This window comes from Pseudomonas sp. R76, from assembly GCF_009834565.1.
Classification (GTDB): domain Bacteria; phylum Pseudomonadota; class Gammaproteobacteria; order Pseudomonadales; family Pseudomonadaceae; genus Aquipseudomonas.
On the sequence record NZ_CP019428.1, the window covers coordinates 6,480,365 to 6,501,023 of the forward strand.

The 20,659-nt window shown below is 58.9% G+C and carries 16 protein-coding genes and 2 pseudogenes; 6 read left to right on the top strand and 12 right to left on the bottom strand.

Annotated features, from left to right (window positions below):
• Positions 1-75: 75 nt before the first annotated feature.
• Positions 76-1,425, top strand: a complete 1,350-nt coding sequence (glpT, locus tag PspR76_RS29460; protein WP_159960841.1) for a glycerol-3-phosphate transporter — start codon at positions 76-78, stop codon at positions 1,423-1,425.
• Here the strand turns inward: glpT and PspR76_RS29465 are convergent.
• Positions 1,422-2,069, bottom strand: a complete 648-nt coding sequence (locus PspR76_RS29465) for a gamma-glutamylcyclotransferase (RefSeq protein ID WP_159960843.1) — start codon at positions 2,067-2,069, stop codon at positions 1,422-1,424. The genes glpT and PspR76_RS29465 overlap by 4 nt on opposite strands.
• Before the next feature lie 52 nt (positions 2,070-2,121).
• Positions 2,122-4,509, bottom strand: coding sequence for a TonB-dependent receptor plug domain-containing protein (locus tag PspR76_RS29470; protein WP_159960845.1), 2,388 nt, complete (start codon positions 4,507-4,509; stop codon positions 2,122-2,124).
• Between the two features lie 287 nt (positions 4,510-4,796).
• On the opposite strand from PspR76_RS29470, the gene PspR76_RS29475 reads away from it, so the two are divergent.
• Entirely contained in the window at positions 4,797-5,273 is a 477-nt protein-coding gene (locus PspR76_RS29475; RefSeq protein ID WP_159960847.1) for a sn-glycerol-3-phosphate transporter, read from the top strand.
• Positions 5,274-5,346: 73 nt separating this feature from the next.
• On the opposite strand, the gene PspR76_RS29480 is transcribed toward PspR76_RS29475, so the two are convergent.
• The 6 genes from PspR76_RS29480 to PspR76_RS29505 all read right to left on the bottom strand — a co-directional run bounded on the left by PspR76_RS29480 (position 5,347) and on the right by PspR76_RS29505 (position 12,641).
• Positions 5,347-6,315: a CDP-6-deoxy-delta-3,4-glucoseen reductase gene (locus tag PspR76_RS29480; RefSeq protein WP_159960849.1), complete on the bottom strand. Its 969-nt coding sequence runs from the start codon at positions 6,313-6,315 to the stop codon at positions 5,347-5,349.
• Positions 6,315-7,781, bottom strand: a complete 1,467-nt coding sequence (gene ubiD, locus PspR76_RS29485; protein ID WP_056860766.1) for a 4-hydroxy-3-polyprenylbenzoate decarboxylase — start codon at positions 7,779-7,781, stop codon at positions 6,315-6,317. Before ubiD ends, PspR76_RS29480 begins: the two co-directional genes overlap by 1 nt.
• A 59-nt stretch (positions 7,782-7,840) precedes the next feature.
• A complete protein-coding gene (locus PspR76_RS29490; RefSeq protein WP_159960851.1) occupies positions 7,841-9,844 on the bottom strand; it encodes an acyltransferase family protein in 2,004 nt (667 codons plus the stop codon).
• A 156-nt stretch (positions 9,845-10,000) separates the two neighbouring features.
• Positions 10,001-11,260: a transcription termination factor Rho gene (gene rho, locus PspR76_RS29495; protein ID WP_159960853.1), complete on the bottom strand. Its 1,260-nt coding sequence runs from the start codon at positions 11,258-11,260 to the stop codon at positions 10,001-10,003.
• Between the two features lie 234 nt (positions 11,261-11,494).
• Positions 11,495-11,824 carry a thioredoxin TrxA gene (gene trxA / locus PspR76_RS29500; RefSeq protein ID WP_003213989.1) on the bottom strand — a complete coding sequence of 110 codons (330 nt, stop codon included), beginning with the start codon at positions 11,822-11,824 and terminating at the stop codon, positions 11,495-11,497.
• A 121-nt stretch (positions 11,825-11,945) separates the two neighbouring features.
• A complete protein-coding gene (locus PspR76_RS29505; RefSeq protein ID WP_159960855.1) occupies positions 11,946-12,641 on the bottom strand; it encodes a FadR/GntR family transcriptional regulator in 696 nt (231 codons plus the stop codon).
• A gap of 254 nt (positions 12,642-12,895) precedes the next feature.
• Here PspR76_RS29505 and PspR76_RS29510 point away from each other — a divergent pair, with 254 nt between their 5' ends.
• Genes PspR76_RS29510 through PspR76_RS29525 form a run of 4 tightly spaced genes read left to right on the top strand, consistent with a single transcriptional unit; the run spans position 12,896 to position 15,738 of the window.
• Positions 12,896-13,681, top strand: coding sequence for a transporter substrate-binding domain-containing protein (locus PspR76_RS29510; RefSeq protein ID WP_159960857.1), 786 nt, complete (start codon positions 12,896-12,898; stop codon positions 13,679-13,681).
• Positions 13,682-13,698: 17 nt separating this feature from the next.
• On the top strand, positions 13,699-14,367 hold the full coding sequence (locus tag PspR76_RS29515; RefSeq protein ID WP_159960859.1) for an amino acid ABC transporter permease: 669 nt from the start codon (positions 13,699-13,701) through the stop codon (positions 14,365-14,367).
• Complete coding sequence (locus tag PspR76_RS29520) at positions 14,364-15,014, top strand: amino acid ABC transporter permease (RefSeq protein ID WP_159960861.1); 651 nt, start codon at positions 14,364-14,366, stop codon at positions 15,012-15,014. Before PspR76_RS29515 ends, PspR76_RS29520 begins: the two co-directional genes overlap by 4 nt.
• A complete protein-coding gene (locus tag PspR76_RS29525; protein ID WP_159960863.1) occupies positions 15,001-15,738 on the top strand; it encodes an amino acid ABC transporter ATP-binding protein in 738 nt (245 codons plus the stop codon). The genes PspR76_RS29520 and PspR76_RS29525 overlap by 14 nt, the downstream gene beginning before the upstream one ends.
• Here PspR76_RS29525 and PspR76_RS29530 read toward each other — a convergent pair.
• The 4 genes and pseudogenes from PspR76_RS29530 to PspR76_RS29545 form a co-directional block, all read right to left on the bottom strand.
• A pseudogene (locus tag PspR76_RS29530) lies at positions 15,710-16,260 on the bottom strand (hypothetical protein). The gene PspR76_RS29525 and the pseudogene PspR76_RS29530 sit on opposite strands and share 29 nt — an antisense overlap.
• Positions 16,244-18,688, bottom strand: a pseudogene (locus PspR76_RS29535) (fimbria/pilus outer membrane usher protein). The pseudogenes PspR76_RS29530 and PspR76_RS29535 overlap by 17 nt, the downstream one beginning before the upstream one ends.
• 70 nt (positions 18,689-18,758) lie before the next feature.
• Positions 18,759-19,463, bottom strand: a complete 705-nt coding sequence (locus PspR76_RS29540; RefSeq protein WP_159961678.1) for a fimbria/pilus chaperone family protein — start codon at positions 19,461-19,463, stop codon at positions 18,759-18,761.
• 105 nt (positions 19,464-19,568) lie between these two features.
• Positions 19,569-20,210, bottom strand: a complete 642-nt coding sequence (locus PspR76_RS29545; RefSeq protein ID WP_159960865.1) for a DUF1120 domain-containing protein — start codon at positions 20,208-20,210, stop codon at positions 19,569-19,571.
• Positions 20,211-20,659: the final 449 nt, after the last annotated feature.

Sequence of the window (20,659 nt, forward strand, 5' to 3'; positions counted from 1 at the left end):
GAGGCGATGCTATTTTCGGTAACGAAACTGTAACATTCGCATCCGCAGTCAAAACAAGAAATTTGGAGCTCTTGAATGTTTGCTTTCTTTCGTCCTGCCGCACATCAGGCGCCTCTGCCTGAAGAAAAAATAGACAGCACTTACCGACGCCTGCGCTGGCAGATTTTCGCCGGTATTTTCTTCGGCTACGCCGGTTATTACCTAGTGCGTAAAAACTTTTCCTTGGCTGTCCCGGACTTATTGGCACAGGGTTATACAAAAGGGCAACTGGGTACGGCGGTATCGGCAATTGCTATCGCCTATGGCTTGTCCAAGTTCCTCATGGGGATTGTGTCCGACCGCTCAAACCCTCGTTACTTTCTACCCTTCGGCCTGGTGATGTCCGCCGCTGTGATGTTCATTTTCGGTTTCGCACCCTGGGCAACGTCCAGTGTCGCCATAATGTTCACTTTGTTATTTATCAACGGCTGGGCTCAAGGCATGGGTTGGCCGCCAAGCGGGCGAACAATGGTGCACTGGTGGTCGCAGAAGGAACGTGGCCGCGTTGTTTCGGTTTGGAATACCGCCCACAACATCGGCGGTGGGCTGATAGGCCCACTCGCGATTCTGGGCATGGGCTGGTTTAACGACTGGCATAGCAAATTCTACGTACCGGCCGCCGTAGCACTGCTGGTCGCAGTATTTGCATTTATTGTGATGCGCGATACACCTCAATCGACAGGCCTACCGCCCATCGAGAAGTACAAGAATGACTATCCGGAAGGCTACGACGCCAGCCACGAAGACGAATTCAGCGCCAAAGACATTTTTTTCAAATACGTGCTACGTAACAAAATGCTCTGGTTCATCGCTTTGGCGAACGTGTTCGTCTATCTGCTGCGCTACGGCATTCTGGACTGGGCGCCGACATACCTCAAAGAGGTCAAGCACTTCGACTTTAACAGTTCATCGTGGGCGTACTTCGTCTATGAGTGGGCAGGTATTCCTGGCACGCTCCTGTGCGGTTGGATGTCAGACAAGGTCTTTCGTGGCAACCGCGGCTTGACCGGAATGGTGTTCATGGCATTGGTGACCGTTGCGACGATCGTTTACTGGCTGAACCCGCCGGGCAACCCAATGATCGATATCATTTCGTTGTTCGCGATCGGTTTCTTGATCTACGGCCCTGTGATGTTAGTTGGCTTACAAGCACTGGAACTGGTTCCCAAGAAGGCAGCAGGCACGGCGGCAGGTTTCACCGGCCTGTTCGGTTATTTGGGCGGTTCGGTCGCAGCTAGCGCACTGATGGGTTATACCGTGGACTTCTTTGGCTGGGACGGAGGATTCATTCTTCTGGTCGTTGCTTGTGTGCTGGCTATGGCCTTCCTGGCGCCCACCCTGGGTCACAAGAACGTAGCCAGCCAGTCTCGCGAAGTGCAAGCCTAATCAGACTTTGATTGGCACCGCTTGAGCCGCGCCTCCAGGCTTTTATCTGGCATGGCGTGGCTACGCAGGGCGTTAACGGTTTGCTCGACATAATCGCGCGTAGTGCCGTAACGCCCGCAAGCGCTTTCCAGCACGTGGTTAAGCACGATATCGGGCAAGTTGCCGGCGTAGCTGGGCAAATGCCGCTCCAACACAAACCCCAACGCCTGCACCTGAGTGCCATCTTCCAGACGGCAGTTGAGCCAGTGTGGCCGGTAAGAAGGGTAAGGCATCTCGCGCTGCCATAAGGCGTAAAGAGAGGCCTCCAGTTGATCGTCCGGCAAGCGGTAGGCAAACCCGCTGCAGGAACCGCCGCGATCCAGCCCGAACACCAAACCCGGTGACTCCGGCGTGCCCCGGTGCTCGTGGGACCACAAGTACAAGCCCCGATGATAGCCGTGAACCCGTGCACGCATGCGCTGGGTCGACGAGCATTCGGGGCGCCAGATCAGCGAACCATAAGCGAACAGCCAGACCGGCCCACCCTTATGCTTGGCCATGGTGGCCTGCATCGAACTCATCAATTGCTCGTGAGTAAGTTGCGGCCCCAAACCGAGCCGCGGAGGGTAAGCCAATTGCAAAAGATCGGTTTCAATAACGGTCATGGCGGATCGCTTAGGTCTCCTGTGTGACTGCAAATGTTGCTATGAGAAGCTATTACCAGTTGTAAGCAACTTTACCGTAATAGAACGCGCCGCTGTAACCGTACGGCGAAAAAGTGCTATAGGCGAGGTTGCCGCCGCTGCTGGCGTAAGCATTGACCTTCTCCGGGTATTTGTCGGTAACGTTGTCGCCGCCCAGGGTGAAGGTCCAGTTCTTCAGCTTGTAGTCCGCCGACACGTCCAGCACCCACGCGGCCTTGAAGGTCTGGTCGTTGACTTTGTCGGCCTGGTAACTGGTGAACTCACCATAGCGCACCAGGTTGCTGTGCAGCGCCCAATTGCCATAGGTGAAATCGTTACCCAGGCTAAGTTTGTGCTGCGGGGTGGTGTCGCCGAGCAAACCGATCCGCTCGCGACGGTCCACTCGCACCAGGTTGGCACCCAGGCTGTCCAGAATGGCCGGGTTGGCCTTCACGTCCGTCACTTTGGTGTGGTTGTAGTTGTAGCCTACGGTGCTGTTCCAACGGATGCCGTTATCGAACTGGTAGCGATAGTTGGCCACCAGATCGACGCCGTCGGTGCTGGTGTCTGTGGCATTGGTGAAGTAGCGCGCGCTGGTGTAGTTGATGTTGCCGACACCGTTGGCTTGCAGGTACGCAACGGTCGCCGGGTTCAAGTTGAGGTTGGAGGACAGGCTGATGCGGTCGCGGATGTCGATGCGGTAGACGTCGAGTGTCACGGTCAGGTCATCCGCAGGCTCCAGCACCAGGCCAAGGCTGTAGTTGCGCGACTTCTCGGCCTTCAGGTCTTCGGCGCCGAGCAGACGGGCGACCTTGCTGTTGGCCGGGAACGTACCCGCTTCCTGAATGGTGCTGCCAATCAACTGCGACGAGGTGTAGGCAAAGTTCTGCTGGGCCAGCGACGGCGCGCGGAACCCGTTGGAAATACTGCCGCGCAACGCCACTTGCGGGGTGAAGTCATAACGCGCCGACAGCGAGCCACTGACGTTGGAGCCGAAGTCGCTGTAATCCTCATGCCGCACGGCCGCCGAGGCGCTGAGTTTTTCGGTGAAGTTGGTTTCCAGGTCCAGGTACTGGGCCCAGTTGTGCCGCGAGCTGCTGCCGGCGTCGGCATCCCGGAAGCCGCCCAGGCCCGAGCTGCCGGTCTGGTAGTAGGACGCCGGGTCGCCGGCTTCGATTTCATAGCCCTGGCGCAGGTATTCGCCACCCAATGCCACGGACACCGGATACGGCAGGAAACCCACGTCAAATTCACGGGACAGGTCCAGGCTGATTTGCTTCTGGTCGTTGCTCAAGGTGCCGTTGTCGAACTTGCGCGGCGTGGCCAGGCCGAGTGAGGTGTTGATGGTTTCGGTACTCAGCTCGTACTGGTTTTTGCCGTAGTTGGCCGACAGATCGTAATGCCAGTCGTAGGCCAGCAAGCCGCGCAGGCCGACCACCAATGACGTGTCTTCCAGGTTGCCCTTGATCAGCGGCAGGTAGCCATTGGGGTTGAGCGCGGGGATGTTATTGGACGCATTGCTCGCCCGGTAGAACGCCGCCGTCTCGCCGCGCCGTTTGCTGTAGCCGCCAAAGGTGTAGAACTCGGCTGCATCGTTGAAGGAATATTCGGAGTTGAACTGGAACTTGCCTTCATTGGTAGCCGGTTCACCCTGGCGGAATACACGCTGGCCATAGGTAGTGGAACCCACGCTGCCTGGGCGCAAATCATCGCCGGCGCGGTTGGTGTAGTCGTTGTCGGCACCTTCGCCCGACACGTTGATAAAGCCGTTGTCGCCCAAGGCAAACCCGGTATTACCGCTGACATTGCGCTGGATGCCGTCACCCTTTTTGTATTCGCCGAACTTGGTCGAGATCGAGCCGCCATGGTCGGCGTGCTTGAGGATCACGTTGATCACCCCGGCAATTGCATCCGAGCCATAACGCGCGGAGGCGCCATCGCGCAGCACTTCAATATGGTCGACCGCCGACAGCGGGATGGCATTCAAATCCGCCGGCGCCGAGCCACGGCCCACGGCGCCGCCAAGGTTTACGAAGGCACTGGTGTGACGACGTTTACCGTTGACCAGCACCAGTACCTGATCCGGCGACAGGCCGCGCAACTGCGCAGGGCGCACCAGTTCGGCACCGTCTACCAGGCTTGGGCGCGGGAAGTTGATCGACGGAATCAGGCGCGCCAACACCGCACCCAACTCATCGGAGCCGGTGCTGCGCAAGGTATCGCCGGAAATCACATCGATGGGTGACAGCGAAGCACTGGCTGTGCGCTCTTGGGCGCGGGTGCCGGTGACGATCACGGTGTCGAGTTTTGGTGCGTCGGCGGTGGCCGTTTCGGCCGCCAGGACTGAGTTGAATCCCACAGCGGTCAGCAAATTGGCCGACAAAATCGCTGTGTACAGCGCGTGTTTCTTGTAGCTCCCCATACCGCTCCCCTTTTGAATCAACAATCAGAACTTCAATGCTCTGAGTTCGTACGATCGATCCGGCTGGCGGCGGTGGCGGTCATTTATTGGTTATTGGCTGATAGTCGGTAGTCCGTTGCCTTATAGCTTAATGAGATTATTCCTACATCTAAAATACCCAAAAAGAATAAGCATAGGCAGCCATGTTTTCAGCGCAGGTTCAGGCCGCGCAGAACGTTAGTCGCCAAACTGTAGAAGTTTAGCGACCCCCATTAGCCGCCCACTCAAACGACTATCGAGGTCGGACCATGAAGTACTTTTTTTCTGGCTTACTGCTGATGGCACAAGCCGCTGCCGCCCTGGCCTCTGAGGCCGCCGCCGAAGACGATAAGGGCTTCTGGTACGCCCAGACGAGCGTCTACACCCGGCACTTTTCGCCAGACCCGCAGCACAACAACAATCAGGATTTGATCAACCTGGAGCGTAATGAAGCCTCCGGGCTGGTGTATGGCGGGGCGACGTTTCGCAACTCGTTCAGCCAACGTTCATATTACGTTTACGCCGGCAAACGCTATGACATTGGCGAATCGCCGTTCTATATGAAAGTGACTGCAGGCGCGCTTCAGGGCTATCGCGGCAAGTACCGCGACAAAATCCCACTCAACCGTTTTGGCGTGGCACCGGCGATCATTCCCTCTGTGGGCGTGAACTTCGGCCCGGTGGCCAGCGAGTTGGTGTTGCTGGGTTTCAATGCGGCAATGCTGACGGCGGGTGTGCGTTTCTGACCATCAGGCAAGCTGAATACGATCACCTGTGGGAGCGGGCAAGCCCGCTCCCACAGTTTGATGGGGTACAGCTTCAGGGACGCGGCGCGTAGGCGAACACGTCGGCGCGCATCTGGTGCGCATCCATGCCGGCGTCGACCAGCGCATCCAAGGTGCCGTAGATCATCGCCGGCGAACCGCTGGCATAGACATGCACGGCCTTGAGGTCGCTGATGTCTTCACACACCGCCTCATGCAGCAGCCCGCAGCGCCCTTCCCAACCGCACAGGTCGCTGACAACTTTGTGCAGGAACAGGTTGGGCAATTGCTGCCACTGGTCCCAGTGTTCGATTTCGTAGAAATCTTCCGGGCGACGCACGCCCCAGTACAGGTGCACCGGGTGCTTGAAGCCGGAAGCGCGGCAGTGTTCGATCAGGCTGTGCATCTGCGCCATGCCGGTGCCGGCGGCGATCAATACCAGCGGCCCGTCAGGCAGTTCGGCCAGGTGTGTGTCACCAAACGGCAGCTCGACACGCGCCATTTGATTGCGCTGCAATTGCTCAATCAGGTTGCGGGCACTGTCTTCGCGCACCAGCACATGCAACTCCAGCTCACGCCCGGCGTGGGGCGCCGAGGCCAGGGAGAATGCCGACTTCTCGCCATTGTCCCGCTCGATCATCAGGTATTGCCCGGCGTGGTAGCGCACGGCCTTACCGGCCGGAGCACGCAGGCGCACGCGCCATACATCGCCACCGACTTCCACACACTCACTCAATTGGCACGACAACTTGCGCAACGGCAACTCTCCCGGCGCCAGCACGCCATCCCACAACACAATGCAATCTTCCAACGGTTCGGCGATGCAGGTGTAGAACTCACCATGGTCGCGTACTTCACCGGCTTGCTGCACCCGGCCTTCGACCAGCAGCGCCGCACACACATGGCACACGCCATTGCGACAGGCCTGCGGGCACTCGTAGCCCAGGCGCCGTGCGCCTTCGAGGATTCGCTCGCCAGGGACCAGTTCCAGTACCGCGCCGGAAGGTTGCAGGGTTACACGCATCAATCTATTCCCAATTCTTTCCAGATCGCATCCACGCGCGCGGTCACGGCTTCATCCTTGACGATCACCCGGCCCCACTCGCGAGTGGTTTCACCCGGCCACTTATGGGTGGCATCCAGGCCCATTTTCGAACCCAGGCCCGACACCGGCGAGGCAAAGTCGAGGTAGTCGATCGGCGTGTTATCGATCATCACCGTGTCGCGCTTGGGGTCCATGCGCGTGGTGATGGCCCAGATCACGTCGTTCCAGTCCCGCGCATTGATATCGTCGTCGGTGACAATAACGAACTTGGTATACATGAACTGTCGCAAAAACGACCACACACCCAGCATTACCCGCTTGGCGTGGCCCGGGTACGACTTCTTCATGGTCACAATGGCCATGCGGTACGAGCAGCCTTCGGGCGGCAGGTAGAAGTCGGTGATCTCCGGGAACTGCTTTTGCAGGATCGGCACGAACACTTCGTTGAGCGCCACGCCGAGAATGGCTGGCTCATCCGGCGGACGGCCGGTGTAGGTGCTGTGGTAGATCGGCTTGATCCGATGGGTGATGCGCTCGACGGTGAACACCGGGAAGCTGTCGACTTCGTTGTAATAGCCGGTGTGGTCACCGTAAGGGCCTTCATCGGCCATTTCGCCCGGATGAATCACGCCTTCGAGGATGATTTCGGCGGTGGCCGGCACTTGCAGGTCGTTGCCACGGCACTTCACCAGTTCGGTGCGATTGCCACGCAGCAGGCCGGCAAAGGCGTATTCGGACAGGCTGTCGGGCACCGGCGTGACGGCACCGAGAATGGTCGCCGGGTCAGCGCCCAGGGCCACGGACACCGGGAACGGCTTGCCGGGGTGCTTTTCGCACCACTCACGGAAGTCCAGCGCACCGCCACGGTGGCTCAGCCAGCGCATGATGACCTTATTGCGGCCGATCACTTGCTGACGGTAGATACCGAGGTTCTGGCGATCTTTGTTCGGGCCTTTGGTGACGGTCAGGCCCCAAGTGATCAATGGGCCGACATCGCCGGGCCAGCAGGTCTGCACGGGCAGCATGCCAAGGTCGACGTCATCGCCTTCGATGACCACTTCCTGGCACACGGCGTCTTTGACCACCTTGGGCGCCATGGCAATGATCTTGCGGAAGATCGGCAGCTTCGACCACGCGTCCTTGAGGCCCTTGGGTGGCTCGGGCTCCTTGAGGAAGGCCAGCAGCTTGCCGATCTCGCGCAGCTCGCTGACCGACTCGGCGCCCATGCCAAAGGCCACACGGTCCGGTGTGCCGAACAGGTTGCCGAGCACCGGGATATCAAAGCCGGTCGGGTTCTCGAACAGCAGCGCCGGGCCCTTGTTGCGCAGGGTACGGTCGCAAATCTCAGTCATTTCCAGCACCGGGGAAATCGGCACCTGGATACGTTTCAACTCTCCGCGCTGCTCAAGTTGCTGCACGAAATCCCGAAGATCCTTGAATTTCATTAACCATGCCACCCGTAAAATAGGCGTACATCCTACCTGCTCTTACGAGCGCTGACAGCTTATTGCACGTCATTGCGGCTCATGGCTGAGTCAGCAGATGTATTGCGCAGCGTGCGGAAGAAGGGTTCAAGGAACCCTTCCACAAGCCGCGAGCCCGCGATTGAAAGGTGATTGTCATCGGTGTAGAGCGCGTGACCATCAAGCTCGACCCTGCACCAGCTGTTGACCTCACACAGCTTGGGCGCCGGGTCCAGCACCCGAACGCCTGGGTCAGCCGCTGCCAGTCGTTCAAAGGTGGCGCTTATATAGGCCTGTCGCTCCAAGTGTTCGGCGAGTGGCAAGCCCTCCTTGTCGGTCGGGCGCCCCAACATCGCCAAACGGGCGAGCCGGAAAGGCACGTTGAAATCCTGCAGCGGCACTTCCTTGACCAGCCATACCCGGTGACCACTGGCACGCAGTTGCTGCACCTGCGCGCTCAAACCCTCGGCGAACAGCTGCTGCGCGATGGCTCGGTCATATTTCCCCGTCGCCGGGTCATGGATGGAAGCCCCGGTATCGCCGGAGCGCTCCCCATAAACATAGAGACTCCAACGTGCGACCAGCACCACATCGCTGAAGTGCTCGCGGCTCAACAACGCTGCGGTGCGTTCGTTGAAAGCTCTGCATCCGGGTGTATTTTCGTTCCGGTAGAAAGGCAGGCAGCCGGCGTAACCGGCTTGAGTGATGCTGAAGTCGTATTTGATTGACCCATCTTTCAACGCCGGAATCAGCGCTGACGCATGGCTGTCACCCCACACCAGCGCCCGCGCCGAGCTCGCTTGCGGGCCAAAATGGCAAGGTTCACGGTGATTGTTTTTCTTGTCATCCCCCAGGCAGCTCATGAGTTTGGGGCTCCAGGTATGCGTCTGGGCAAACTGCAATGCCTCAGGCGACAGCCGCTGCGCAAACCCATCCGACCACACCAGGCCTTTTCCGGCCAGGCCCAGGCTGGCGAGGGCAATGACACCCGCCACCAGGATTGATCGGCTCCCTGCCAGCAGGCGCCGCTCACGAAACGGCCCTTCGATAAAACGCCAGGACCCATAACCCAGCAGCAGGCTCAAGAAGAACAGCGCCGTCAGCTCCAAAGGCGTGAGGCCAAAAATACTGGCGTACTTGCCAAACACCAGCACCGGCCAGTGCCACAGGTACCAGGAATAGGAAATCAGCCCTATGGCCACCAACACACGACTGCCCAACAGGCGCCCGACCAGGGTTGTGTGTTGGCCGTTGGCCCAAATCAGCCCCACCACACCCAATACCGGCAACAGGGCCGCCGCGCCTGGGAAGGCCGTATCGGCGTCATAACCGAATACCGCGACCAAAATCAGGCTCAGGCCGATCAAGCTGACGGTCTGTGCCAACCCCAGGCCTACCCGCTGAGCGCGCACCGGCAACACCGCCAGCATGGCGCCTGCCAACAGCTCCCAGGCACGCATAGGCAGCAGGAAAAACGCCTTTTCGGGTTCATGGGACACCGCCCACACGCTGGCAGCAAATGACACCAGCAACAGCACAAACAACGCGCTGCGCCAAGGCTTCAGCCAGCGCGACAGCACCGCCAGCAACAGCGGAAATGCGATGTAGAACTGCTCTTCAACCGAAAGCGACCACGTGTGCAGCATCGGCTTCATATCGGAGGCGGTCTCGAAGTAGCCGTCCTGACGCATGAAGAACAGATTGGAGATGAAAATCACCTGATTATGAATTGAGCGTCCCAGCTCTTCGTAGTCCTTGGGCGCCAGCAGAAACCAGCCGACCACCAATGACGCAAGCATCATGACAATCAGCGCCGGCAGGATACGCCGGGCCCGCCGGGCCCAAAAATCCAGGAAACTGAAATGCCCGGCCTGACGCTCGCGCCAAATGATCGAGGTGATCAGGAAACCTGAAATCACAAAGAACACATCAACGCCGACAAAGCCGCCAGTAACGCCTGGAACCCCGAAATGGAACAGCACGACAGCCAGTACAGCGATGGCACGCAAGCCGTCAATGTCTCTTCGGTAAGCAAGAGAGGTCATAAATGGTAGTCAGTCTGGGACGGTTTGAGGTGAGCGTAGGCGCGCCCACCTTTGTTGTTTATTTACTGACAACCCTGCCGAACAAACCTCCCTTAATGTGACGCAAAAAAAATGGCGCCCCAAAGGGCGCCATTTTTTCGGACCTGAAGCGTCGTATTACTTACGTTTCATCGACAAGAAGAACTCGTCGTTGGTCTTGGTGGCTTTCAACTTGTCGACCAGGAACTCGATGGCGGCGACTTCGTCCATCGGGTGCAGCAATTTGCGCAGGATCCACATACGCTGCAGTTCGTCGTCGGCGGTCAGCAACTCTTCGCGGCGGGTGCCGGAACGGTTGATGTTGATCGCAGGGAACACACGCTTTTCCGCGATACGGCGGTCCAGAGGCAGTTCCATGTTGCCAGTACCCTTGAACTCTTCGTAGATCACTTCGTCCATCTTCGAGCCGGTTTCAACCAGCGCGGTGGCGATAATGGTCAGCGAGCCGCCTTCTTCGATGTTCCGCGCGGCGCCGAAGAAACGCTTTGGTTTCTCCAGGGCGTGGGCATCGACACCACCGGTGAGGACCTTGCCGGAGCTCGGGATCACGGTGTTGTAGGCACGGGCCAGACGGGTGATGGAGTCGAGCAGGATCACCACGTCCTTCTTGTGCTCGACCAGGCGCTTGGCCTTCTCGATCACCATTTCGGCAACCTGCACGTGGCGGGTTGGCGGCTCATCGAACGTCGAGGCAACCACTTCGCCGCGCACGGTGCGCTGCATTTCGGTTACTTCTTCCGGACGCTCATCGATCAGCAGCACGATCAGGTGAACTTCAGGATTGTTACGCGCGATGTTCGCTGCAATGTTCTGCAGCATGATGGTCTTACCGGCTTTCGGCGGTGCGACGATCAGGCCGCGCTGGCCTTTACCGATCGGGGCGCACAGGTCGATGACACGACCGGTCAAGTCTTCGGTGGAACCGTTACCGGCTTCCATCTTCATGCGCACGGTCGGGAACAGCGGCGTCAGGTTCTCGAAGAGAATCTTGTTTTTCGCGTTCTCGGGACGATCGAAGTTGATCGTGTCGACCTTGAGCAGGGCGAAATAACGCTCACCTTCCTTCGGAGGACGGATCTTGCCAACGATGGTGTCACCGGTGCGCAAGTTGAAGCGACGGATCTGGCTCGGCGAGACGTAGATGTCGTCTGGGCCGGCGAGATAGGAAGCGTCAGCGGAGCGGAGGAAGCCGAAGCCGTCCTGGAGAATCTCCAGCACGCCATCACCGGAGATTTCCTCGCCGCTTTTCGCGTGCTTTTTGAGCAGGGAGAAAATCACGTCCTGCTTGCGCGAACGGGCCATATTTTCTATGCCCATTTCTTCGGCCAATTGGAGCAGGTCGGTAATCGGCTTTTGCTTGAGTTCAGTCAGATTCATATAGGAATGACGTAATCATTTATGGAGGGGGGAAATTAAGCTTTTGGCTTAATGAGGCCGCGCCGCAGAGAAGGCGACAGGATCGCGTACTAATCGAAAAGGAATGCGTCGGCGACGGCTTGCAGGGGGCAGTGGAGAAACCAGTGCGGGGCCGAATGTACCACCTGAATTTCGGAGCGTCTAGCCCTGTTTCACGAAAAAGCCCCGCAATTTGCGGGGCTTTTTTTACGACGCTTAGATGTTCGCGTCGAGGAAAGCTTGCAACTGAGACTTCGACAGTGCGCCCACTTTAGTGGCTTCGACGTTGCCGTTCTTGAACAGCATCAGCGTCGGGATACCACGCACGCCGTGTTTGGCCGGGGTTTCCTGGTTGTCGTCGATGTTCAGCTTGGCAATGGTCAGCTTGCCTTCGTAGGTGGTCGCAATATCGTCCAGAACAGGGGCGATCATTTTGCAAGGGCCGCACCATTCAGCCCAGTAGTCAACCAGCACCGGGCCTTGAGCCTTGAGTACTTCGGCCTCAAAGGTCGCGTCGGTGACGTGCTTGATAAGATCGTTGCTCATGGATGTCTCCGGATTGTAAGCAAAAAAAACGTGGCCCATCATAGCCGCCCTTCCCCCGTTCAGGAAGCCGCCTCTGATTGACTCTTGCTATGGTGGTGCATGAGTTTGGGTATAGCTCAACTCATGACGACACGGGAGTCACGAATGCGATGCCCGTGCGCAATGCCGCATTGCGCACGTGTTCCTGCATGGTTTTCTGCGCCGCCGCACTGGCGCGTCGGGCCAGGGCACGCAGGATCTTGCGGTGTTCCTGCCAGGTCTCCATTGCCCGCTCCGGCCGGATGAACGGTAGTTTCTGGCTCTCCAAAAACACCTCGGCACTCGCACTCAAGATGCTCACCATCGCCTGGTTACCGCTGGCCAGCAGGATCCGCTGGTGAAATTCGAAGTCCAGCCGGGCAGCAGCTTCAAAGTCGCCAGCCTTGAGCACCTTGCGCATGGCCTCGACGTTGTCTTGCAGGCTGTCCAGCTCATCGACGCTCAGCGTCACCGCCGCCAGCCCCGCCGCAAAGCCCTCCAGGGCGTAACGTAATTGGAAGATATCCAGCGGCGTCGCCTGGGCCGCAAAGGGCCAGGCAAACCCGGGTGACTCGTCGACCGCCTGCACAAACACGCCCTTGCCGGGTTGCACACTGACCACCCCCAAGGCACTCAAGGACGACAACGCCTCGCGCAGCGACGCCCGACTGACCCCCAACTGCACCGCCAGGTCGCGCTGGGACGGCAATGCATCGCCCGCTGCAAAGCCCTGTTCCTTGATCAGTTTGCGGATGGCCTGCAGGGCCGCTTCCGGTACGGCTTGGGCGATGGAATTCATAAAAAACTCATAGTTCCAGACAACTGAGCGGCTAGTTGTAAAGCTATTCGAAGCCGGCGGCAAGCCACGCCCCAAAGGGGCTCGCGGGTTTTGTCGACGCTCGAAAAAGGTGCGAAAAGCGCAACCACTGTTCAGACCAGTAAGACCACCGCGCCTCAACAAATCCCGGCGTTGCAGGCGATTCGAGCGGTGATGGCATGGGCTGTGCACTGAGCAAACTCAGAAAATCCCTTCGCCTTTTTCGGAGAGTTGCCATGACCAAGCGCTACAGCGCCCTGCTCACTGCCCTGTTTGCCAGCCTGATGCTGAGCCAGGCACCCGCCCAGGCCAATGGTCTGGACGACATCGTCGCCCGTGGCACCCTCAAGGTCGCCGTGCCCCAGGACTTCCCGCCGTTCGGCTCGGTCGGCCCTGACATGAAACCCCGCGGCCTGGACATCGACACCGCCAAGCTGCTGGCCGACCAGCTCAAGGTCAAGCTGGAGCTGACCCCGGTCAACAGCACCAACCGCATTCCGTTTCTCACCACCGGCAAGGTCGACCTGGTGATTTCCAGCCTGGGCAAAAACGCCGAGCGCGAAAAGGTCATCGACTTTTCCAAGGCCTATGCACCGTTCTACCTCGCTGTATTCGGCCCGCCTGAGGCAGCCATCCACACCACCGATGACCTCAAGGGCAAGACCATCAGCGTGACGCGCGGCGCCATCGAAGACATCGAGCTGACCGCCGTTGCGCCCAAGGAAGCCACGATCAAACGCTTCGAAGACAACAACTCGACCATCGCCGCCTACCTGGCCGGCCAGGTTGACCTGATTGCCAGCGGCAACGTGGTGATGGTCGCGATCAGCGAGCGCAGCAATAAACGCGCGCTGGAGCTGAAAGTGAAACTCAAGGACTCGCCGGTGTACGTGGGCGTGAACAAGAACGAGCCGGCGTTGCTGGAAAAGGTCAATCAGATCCTGGTGGCGGCCAAGGCCGACGGCAGCCTGGAAAAGAATGCGATGCAGTGGCTCAAAGAGCCGCTGCCTGCAGATCTTTGAAGCGACGGAGCTGATTCATGGCGTATCAATTTGACTTTATGCCGGTGCTGGCCAATACCGACCTGCTGCTGCGCGGCGCCCTGTTCACGCTGGAGCTGACGGCCATCGGCGCGATCCTGGGTGTTGCCCTGGGCACCGTCGGCGCGGTGGTGCGAGCGTGGAAGATCCAGCCGTTTGCCTGGTTCTTTGGCGTGTATGTCGAGTTGATCCGCAACACGCCGTTTCTGGTGCAGTTGTTCTTCATCTTCTTCGGCCTGCCATCCCTGGGGCTGAAAATCACTGAATGGCAAGCCGCTGTGCTGGCGATGGTGATCAACTTGGGGGCCTACTCCACCGAGATCATCCGCGCCGGCATCCAGGCAATCCCTCGTGGCCAGCTGGAAGCCGCAGCCGCACTGGCGATGACGCGTTTCGAAGCGTTCCGCCACGTGGTGCTGCTGCCGGCGCTGGGCAAGGTGTGGCCAGCCCTGAGCAGCCAGATCATTATCGTAATGCTCGGTTCGGCCGTGTGTTCGCAGATCGCCACCGATGAGCTGAGCTTTGCCGCCAACTTTATTCAGTCACGCAACTTCCGCGCCTTTGAAACCTACGCGCTGACCACCCTGGTGTACCTGTGCATGGCGCTGATGATTCGTCAGTTGCTCAACTGGATTGGCCGCCGCTTCGTGATGAGGAACAGCCAATGAGTGATTTCTCCTTCTGGGACATCGTGCGCAACCTGGCCACCGGCCTGCAATGGACCCTGTTGCTGTCGCTGGTGGCGTTTGTCGGCGGTGGCCTGATCGGCTTGCTGGTGATGACGATGCGCATCAGCCGCAAAGCGTTCCCGCGCAATGTCGCGCGCACCTATATCGAACTGTTCCAGGGCACGCCGCTGTTGATGCAGCTGTTCCTGGTGTTTTTCGGCATTGCCCTGCTTGGCGTGGATATTTCACCCTGGCTGGCGGCGGCCATTGCCTTGACCCTGTTTACCAGCGCCTACCTCGCCGAGATCTGGCGCGGCTGCGTCGAATCCATCGCCCACGGGCAATGGGAGGCGTCAGCCAGCCTGGCCCTCAACCCGCTTGAGCAACTGCGCTACGTGATCCTGCCTCAGGCCCTGCGCATTGCCGTAGCACCCACCGTGGGGTTCTCGGTGCAGGTGGTCAAAGGCACCGCCGTGACCTCGATCATCGGCTTTACCGAACTGACCAAGACCGGCGGCATGCTCGCCAACGCCACCTTCGAGCCCTTTATGGTCTACGGCCTGGTGGCCCTCGGTTACTTCCTGCTCTGCTACCCCTTGTCCCTCAGTGCCCGCTACCTGGAAAGGAGACTGCATGCCTCTGCTTAGAATTTCCGCCCTGCATAAGTATTACGGCGATCACCACGTACTCAAGGGCATCGACCTGACAGTCGAAGAAGGCCAGGTGGTGGCGATCATCGGCCGCAGTGGCTCGGGCAAATCCACCTTGCTGCGTACCCTTAATGGCCTGGAGTCGATCAACGACGGCGTGATCGAAGTCGATGGCGAATACCTCGACGCCGCGCGCGCCGACTTGCGCAGCCTGCGGCAGAAAGTCGGCATGGTGTTCCAGCAGTTCAACCTCTTCCCGCACCTGACCGTGGGCGAAAACGTGATGCTCGCACCGCAAGTGGTGCAGAAAGTGCCCAAGGCCAAAGCGGCACAACTTGCCAAGCAGATGCTGGAGCGGGTCGGGCTGGGGGAAAAGTTCGATGCCTTCCCTGATCGCCTGTCCGGTGGCCAGCAGCAACGCGTGGCTATTGCGCGCGCGCTGGCCATGTCACCCAAGGTGCTGCTGTGCGACGAAATCACCTCGGCCCTGGACCCGGAGCTGGTCAACGAAGTGCTCAGCGTGGTGCGTCAACTGGCCAACGACGGCATGACGTTGATCATGGTGACCCACGAAATGCGCTTTGCCCGGGAAGTGGGCGACAAGCTGGTGTTCATGCACCAGGGCAAAGTGCATGAAGTGGGCGACCCGAAGACGCTGTTCGCCAACCCTAAAACGCCGGAATTCGCCAACTTCATTGGCTCGGTGGAACAGCCGAGCTGAGCAGTTCGAAACTGCCCTGCCCCTCCAGGCGCGTTTCGTCGCGCACGTGCATGTCACCTGCGGGCAGGTCGGTGTCGATATCGACTTGAGCGGTCAATCGCCGACCTATCATTGGCATTCCTGCGACTCGTGCCATCAACGTCTGGCCGGGCAGCAACTGCCCGCTGGCAGGCTCGCCGGGCAAATGCGCAGCCACCCAACCGACAGCATGCCCGTCCACCTGGGCATGTTTGAGGCTCAGGCGAAAACGCCCTTGGCGGCCAAACCGAAAACCCTGACCATCCGCTGCGACGCCGATAAAGCGCAACGTCATTTGCGCAGGTTCCGCGCACAGTACATTCAACTGCAAAGAACGGGTGCCAAGTGTCACGGCGGCTCTTTCAACAAGCGCCTCTTTGCGAATAGCGCCGTAGTCAATGCGCGGCTGGCTCACCACAACCGGCAATTCTCAGACCAGGCGTAAGGCGCTGTCAGCAGTGTGCACAGCAGCGCCAAAGACAGGCTTTTAAGCGTCGCGGCCATGGCACACCGCCGAGGTAGTTTCATAGAACTTGTCATTGTTTGGCTTGGCCTCGAGGTTAAAGCGCAACAGGCAGGTGGAAGAGTCCGGCAACGAAACCCGCAGGTTTTGCACCTCGTCGACGTCGTTCAGGAAAATCATGCCCTCACCCACAACACTGGTCAGGAAGCGATTGGCTTTGCCGAACACGGCGGCTCCCTGAGGCAAGGGCCGGCCCTGCTCATCATTCGCGGTGAGCAACACACGACGTACTTTCACCACATCGAAATTCACGGTGTTGAACGACCCACGGCCCGCAGCGAGCACCTGGGTGCCGTTTTTCAGGTCGACACGCTTGGGCAGCGACTGGGTCTGCACTTCGACTCGGCTGTTGGTGTAGGCCGGCAAACCTGCGATCACCGCTTGCCCGCTGTAGTCGGTCCACACCGGGCCTTGGGGTGTTTCGACTTTTGCAGCGCCTATGTCGCCTACCGAGACAATGCCGAACGTGTCCTGCACGGTATAAGGCGAGAAGGTCAACCCACCCTCGTGAGCCACTACGCCGCCCTGCAACTGTCCGGTGTAGCTGGTGCCGCGAGGGTCACGACTGACACCCAGCCCCACCTGGGTATAACGCGGCAACACGTCCACCTGCCCGCGAATCGATTGCTCCCGCGCCCTGAGGTCGCGGTCGAATCCCACCTCATAGTTCACATACTCATTGACCCGATCCCTGAGTGCTGTACCCGTGGTAAAGCGGTCGCCGCGACGACTGGTGTAGCTCGTCACACGACGATCACCGCCCAGGGGCACGCTGACCTGCAACCGCAGCGACAGGTCGTTCTCCTGGGCGCTGTCCCGTCGCCTGTCGGCAGACGGGGTGTCGCGGCCCGACCGGGTGCCGCCTACCTGCGAGTCCGCGATCAACGCAACCTCGGCGTGACTGAATGACTTATTCCACGAGGCCGACACATGTTCGCTCGTTCGCCCGTCAAATTGAGCACTGCGGGTAAAACCCGTTGAGAAAACGCCCAACGTGGGATCGGCCCAACTGATGCTTGCCGTGTACTGGTTTTTGGAACGCGAACCCAGCTCATCGGCCCTGTATGACCGGCCGGCTTCAACGACCTCGCGATAACCGCGGGTTTGGGTAGTTGCGCTGAGGCTCACATCGATGCCGCCGGCTACCGGGCTGCTCACGGACACGCTGCTACGCACCCCGGACACTTGGTTTTTGCTGTCTCGTGACAGGTTTTGCCGCGTGCCCACGGAAACCCGCTGGAAAAATATGCTGCTCAGGGTGCCACCGGCCGCCCAGTAGTCATCGGTGCTCAACAAACCAAAGCCCGCAGACGAATCGCGCCCCAACCCCCAAGTGCCGCCGCCCATGGCGACCAACGGTGTCGGGCCTTCCTCAGTCGCGTTCTTGCGCAGCTTGCCGGCAGAAAAATAGTAACCAGGCACCGCTGGCACAGCCCCCGCGAACGAAGCGGCCGGCACTACGAAACTGCGCCTTGCGCCACGCACATCGATCACGCTGACTTGCAGGTCACTGGTGCCATTGAGCAATGGCAGGCCCGTCAGCCGAAAAGGCCCCTCGGGCACCAACGTGCTGTGGATCAATACGCCGGACTGACGCACTTCAATGCGTGACTGGCTCTGCGCAAGCCCTTCGACTACCGCATGGTTGCTGCTCGCAGGCGTGCGTGATTGGCCATCGGGGAAAAACTGCAGCCCGGATAACTGGACGCCATCAAACAGCGGATTATTACTGGAGATCTGGCCCACCTGGAAAGTCGATTGCAAGGCGGCCAGATCCCGCTGGGCATAGGCGTTCAGATGCTCGGTACGGACCTTGCCGTTGTCGGCCACATAAAACTGACGACTGCGCAAAATCTAGTCATCCAGGTTAAACCCTGCCTCGGTATAGGCTGAAACGAACCGACTGGACCCACTGCGCGAACGGCTGTCGAAACCCAGTACGTTGTAGTTGAATATCGCCGCCGAACCGCCTTTGGAGAAATGCCCGGCTTCCCACTGTGGGTCACGCAATGACTGGGTCGGAACCACCAGCGCCACCTCGTCAATGCCGGGACGCAACCTCACCATGGTGGTCGGGAACTCCCCGAAAAAGTCATGACAGGCCTGATCCGGGGTGAGGCCTTGCTGAATGAGCGCGCGGGGCTTTACCAAGCCGGCTTTATCCAGCAATCCGGGCGTGAAACATAATCGGCCTTCATGATCGAACCGTGCGTCCACCAGCCCAAGCGGGTTTCCATTGACGCGCAACCCGACCACTTGTACGCCCTCGCGAAAACGCGCCGCGCCACGGAAGTACTCCGACACTTTCGGGTCGATACCGTGGGCTGTCAGCGCCGCAACGTCGAAACCTTCGCCAAGCTCCAGCGCAGAGACAAGACCGGGTGCCCCCCACAGCGTCGCAAACCCCATGAGCAGCGTCGGCCGGCAAAACAAAAAAGACGCGGGGGCGACGTGATTCGAAGGGCGTGCCATGAGCCGGTCAACTCTCATCAGCATTGATTGCAGCCCGATATGCGTCTACCGCAAACCCATAGACAGTCGCCGGCTGAAACTCAACCTCGGCCACACCGCCCAAGGGGCTTGCGGCTGACACTGCGAGCGCTTCGCCCGGCAAAATATAAGCACGCGGTAACGCTGCCTTGATGCCTTGTGGAAGCAACTGCACATCCGCCGCCATGCGCACGACATAGGCACTGTCGTTATGCACGGTGAGACGCTCACCCACCCGCTTCCACTTCAATAACTCCCAGGGTGTTTGATGCCGGGGCAGGCCTTTTGGGTGCAGGATCAGCGGCAAGTTCTGCCGGATGGTGATACCGATCGTGGCCCCCTGTTCGGCACGCGCCTGGGGAATACCCTCGAAGGACACACGCTTGAGCCGCTGAGTCTTGAGCGGCTCCTTCAAGGTACTGATGAAGCGCACCAATTGCGTGTCGCCCGCCTCCACGCGCGTAATGGGCGGTGTGACAATCAACAGCGGCTCCAGGTCCTCAGGCACATTCTCTACCACTGAATGAAGCAACGCCCGGCCTGCATCCGTATTCTTGATGTTTATTGTGGCTTCGCCCTCTTCTTCATAGAGCAGTACCACCGTTGTTTCAGGCTGCATACCGTCCGCCGCAGCAACTGCAGTAAACAACAGGCTAAAAAACAACGCTCGACTTAGTATCGAACAACACCGCATTGAATGTTCCCCACAACGTATAAAGTTGATTTCCGGCAGACAAACGCCCACAAAAAAACAACCGACCAGAACGCGTTAGTTTCCGGATCGGTTGTTTTATATTGCTTAGGTGTAGTTCAGTACAATCGTCGCACGCCCATTAAGGGAGACGTCGTTCCTCAAGTCCAACTCCGCCGCCCTGTTGATAACAGCTTTGACTGCAATAGTGCCGGTCAATTGACTGATTGAGGCGGGCGTCAGGGCCGAGCCATTGCGCCACGAGTACTGGGTCAGGTGTGCAACTTTGCCGTCACTGTGCTGCCACGAGGCGCCAGTACGCATGATGGGATATAGCGTCGTATTGGATGCCCGCAGGTTGGTGAGCGCGACCGAGTAGCCGCCGGTTCGCCGGGTACCTACAGCGCCCAAGCCAAAGTTCTGCGCTTCGGTATAGCCCGCACCCAGGATGCCCGGCACCTTGGAGCCCGCTTGCAAATCGGTAAAGGTGACCCCGAATGTGGTTGGCGCATTGCAAAGGATGTTCAAGCCAACGGTCTTCTCCGTGAGCGGGTTGAACGCCGTCTGGGACAATTCGCCCGAGCGAATATTGCCGTAGTTGATTTCACCGTTGCCAGTAAGATTAAGGCTGCACGCTGCAGGCTTGATCGTGCCGATGACGGTCAATGTCGCACTGTTCGTGGTTGCCTGGGCACTTAACGCCGCAGCCAGGCAGGTAATACCGAGAGTCAAACCAACAATTTTTTTCATGCTCATCCTGTCACTAAAATAAGTTATCAGGTGTTCTTTATTTGTGTTTGGCGGCTCCATCGCCCAATCATTTATCTTCCGGGACATGCATAACAATAAATAAATACCACCAGGCAAAATTGCCGGGTGACAGTCTGTCGCCTTGGCACTTGATTAAAGAATCAGACAACACAACAGTCGCTGTAGGAGGGATATAAACAAATTGTCCCTCTAACTCGCTGATCGGGTAGTACAAAAGCAAATAACGCCGAGTCCATTTACTCGCTTACTGTAAGCAAATTCCGAGCAGGTCTTACACTGGAGCGTGGTTATCTACTCCTACAGCCTCGAAGGCCCTATTCAACTATTGCTTACAAACCCGCCCTACATTTCCCACAAGAATTCCCTACAGCCAGCCTCACGAAAATTACTGAAGCACAACGCGTTGGCGCCAGCGGTCGATCGTGGCA

What these genes read in the sequence shown, in the direction of transcription:
- glpT (WP_159960841.1), top strand. Translation starts at nt 76, where the DNA reads ATGTTTGCTTTCTTTCGTCCTGCCGCACATCAGGCGCCTCTGCCTGAA.
- PspR76_RS29465 (WP_159960843.1), bottom strand. Translation starts at nt 2,069, where the DNA reads ATGACCGTTATTGAAACCGATCTTTTGCAATTGGCTTACCCTCCGCGG.
- PspR76_RS29470 (WP_159960845.1), bottom strand. Translation starts at nt 4,509, where the DNA reads ATGGGGAGCTACAAGAAACACGCGCTGTACACAGCGATTTTGTCGGCC.
- PspR76_RS29475 (WP_159960847.1), top strand. Translation starts at nt 4,797, where the DNA reads ATGAAGTACTTTTTTTCTGGCTTACTGCTGATGGCACAAGCCGCTGCC.
- PspR76_RS29480 (WP_159960849.1), bottom strand. Translation starts at nt 6,315, where the DNA reads ATGCGTGTAACCCTGCAACCTTCCGGCGCGGTACTGGAACTGGTCCCT.
- ubiD (WP_056860766.1), bottom strand. Translation starts at nt 7,781, where the DNA reads ATGAAATTCAAGGATCTTCGGGATTTCGTGCAGCAACTTGAGCAGCGC.
- PspR76_RS29490 (WP_159960851.1), bottom strand. Translation starts at nt 9,844, where the DNA reads ATGACCTCTCTTGCTTACCGAAGAGACATTGACGGCTTGCGTGCCATC.
- rho (WP_159960853.1), bottom strand. Translation starts at nt 11,260, where the DNA reads ATGAATCTGACTGAACTCAAGCAAAAGCCGATTACCGACCTGCTCCAA.
- trxA (WP_003213989.1), bottom strand. Translation starts at nt 11,824, where the DNA reads ATGAGCAACGATCTTATCAAGCACGTCACCGACGCGACCTTTGAGGCC.
- PspR76_RS29505 (WP_159960855.1), bottom strand. Translation starts at nt 12,641, where the DNA reads ATGAATTCCATCGCCCAAGCCGTACCGGAAGCGGCCCTGCAGGCCATC.
- PspR76_RS29510 (WP_159960857.1), top strand. Translation starts at nt 12,896, where the DNA reads ATGACCAAGCGCTACAGCGCCCTGCTCACTGCCCTGTTTGCCAGCCTG.
- PspR76_RS29515 (WP_159960859.1), top strand. Translation starts at nt 13,699, where the DNA reads ATGGCGTATCAATTTGACTTTATGCCGGTGCTGGCCAATACCGACCTG.
- PspR76_RS29520 (WP_159960861.1), top strand. Translation starts at nt 14,364, where the DNA reads ATGAGTGATTTCTCCTTCTGGGACATCGTGCGCAACCTGGCCACCGGC.
- PspR76_RS29525 (WP_159960863.1), top strand. Translation starts at nt 15,001, where the DNA reads ATGCCTCTGCTTAGAATTTCCGCCCTGCATAAGTATTACGGCGATCAC.
- PspR76_RS29540 (WP_159961678.1), bottom strand. Translation starts at nt 19,463, where the DNA reads ATGCGGTGTTGTTCGATACTAAGTCGAGCGTTGTTTTTTAGCCTGTTG.
- PspR76_RS29545 (WP_159960865.1), bottom strand. Translation starts at nt 20,210, where the DNA reads ATGAAAAAAATTGTTGGTTTGACTCTCGGTATTACCTGCCTGGCTGCG.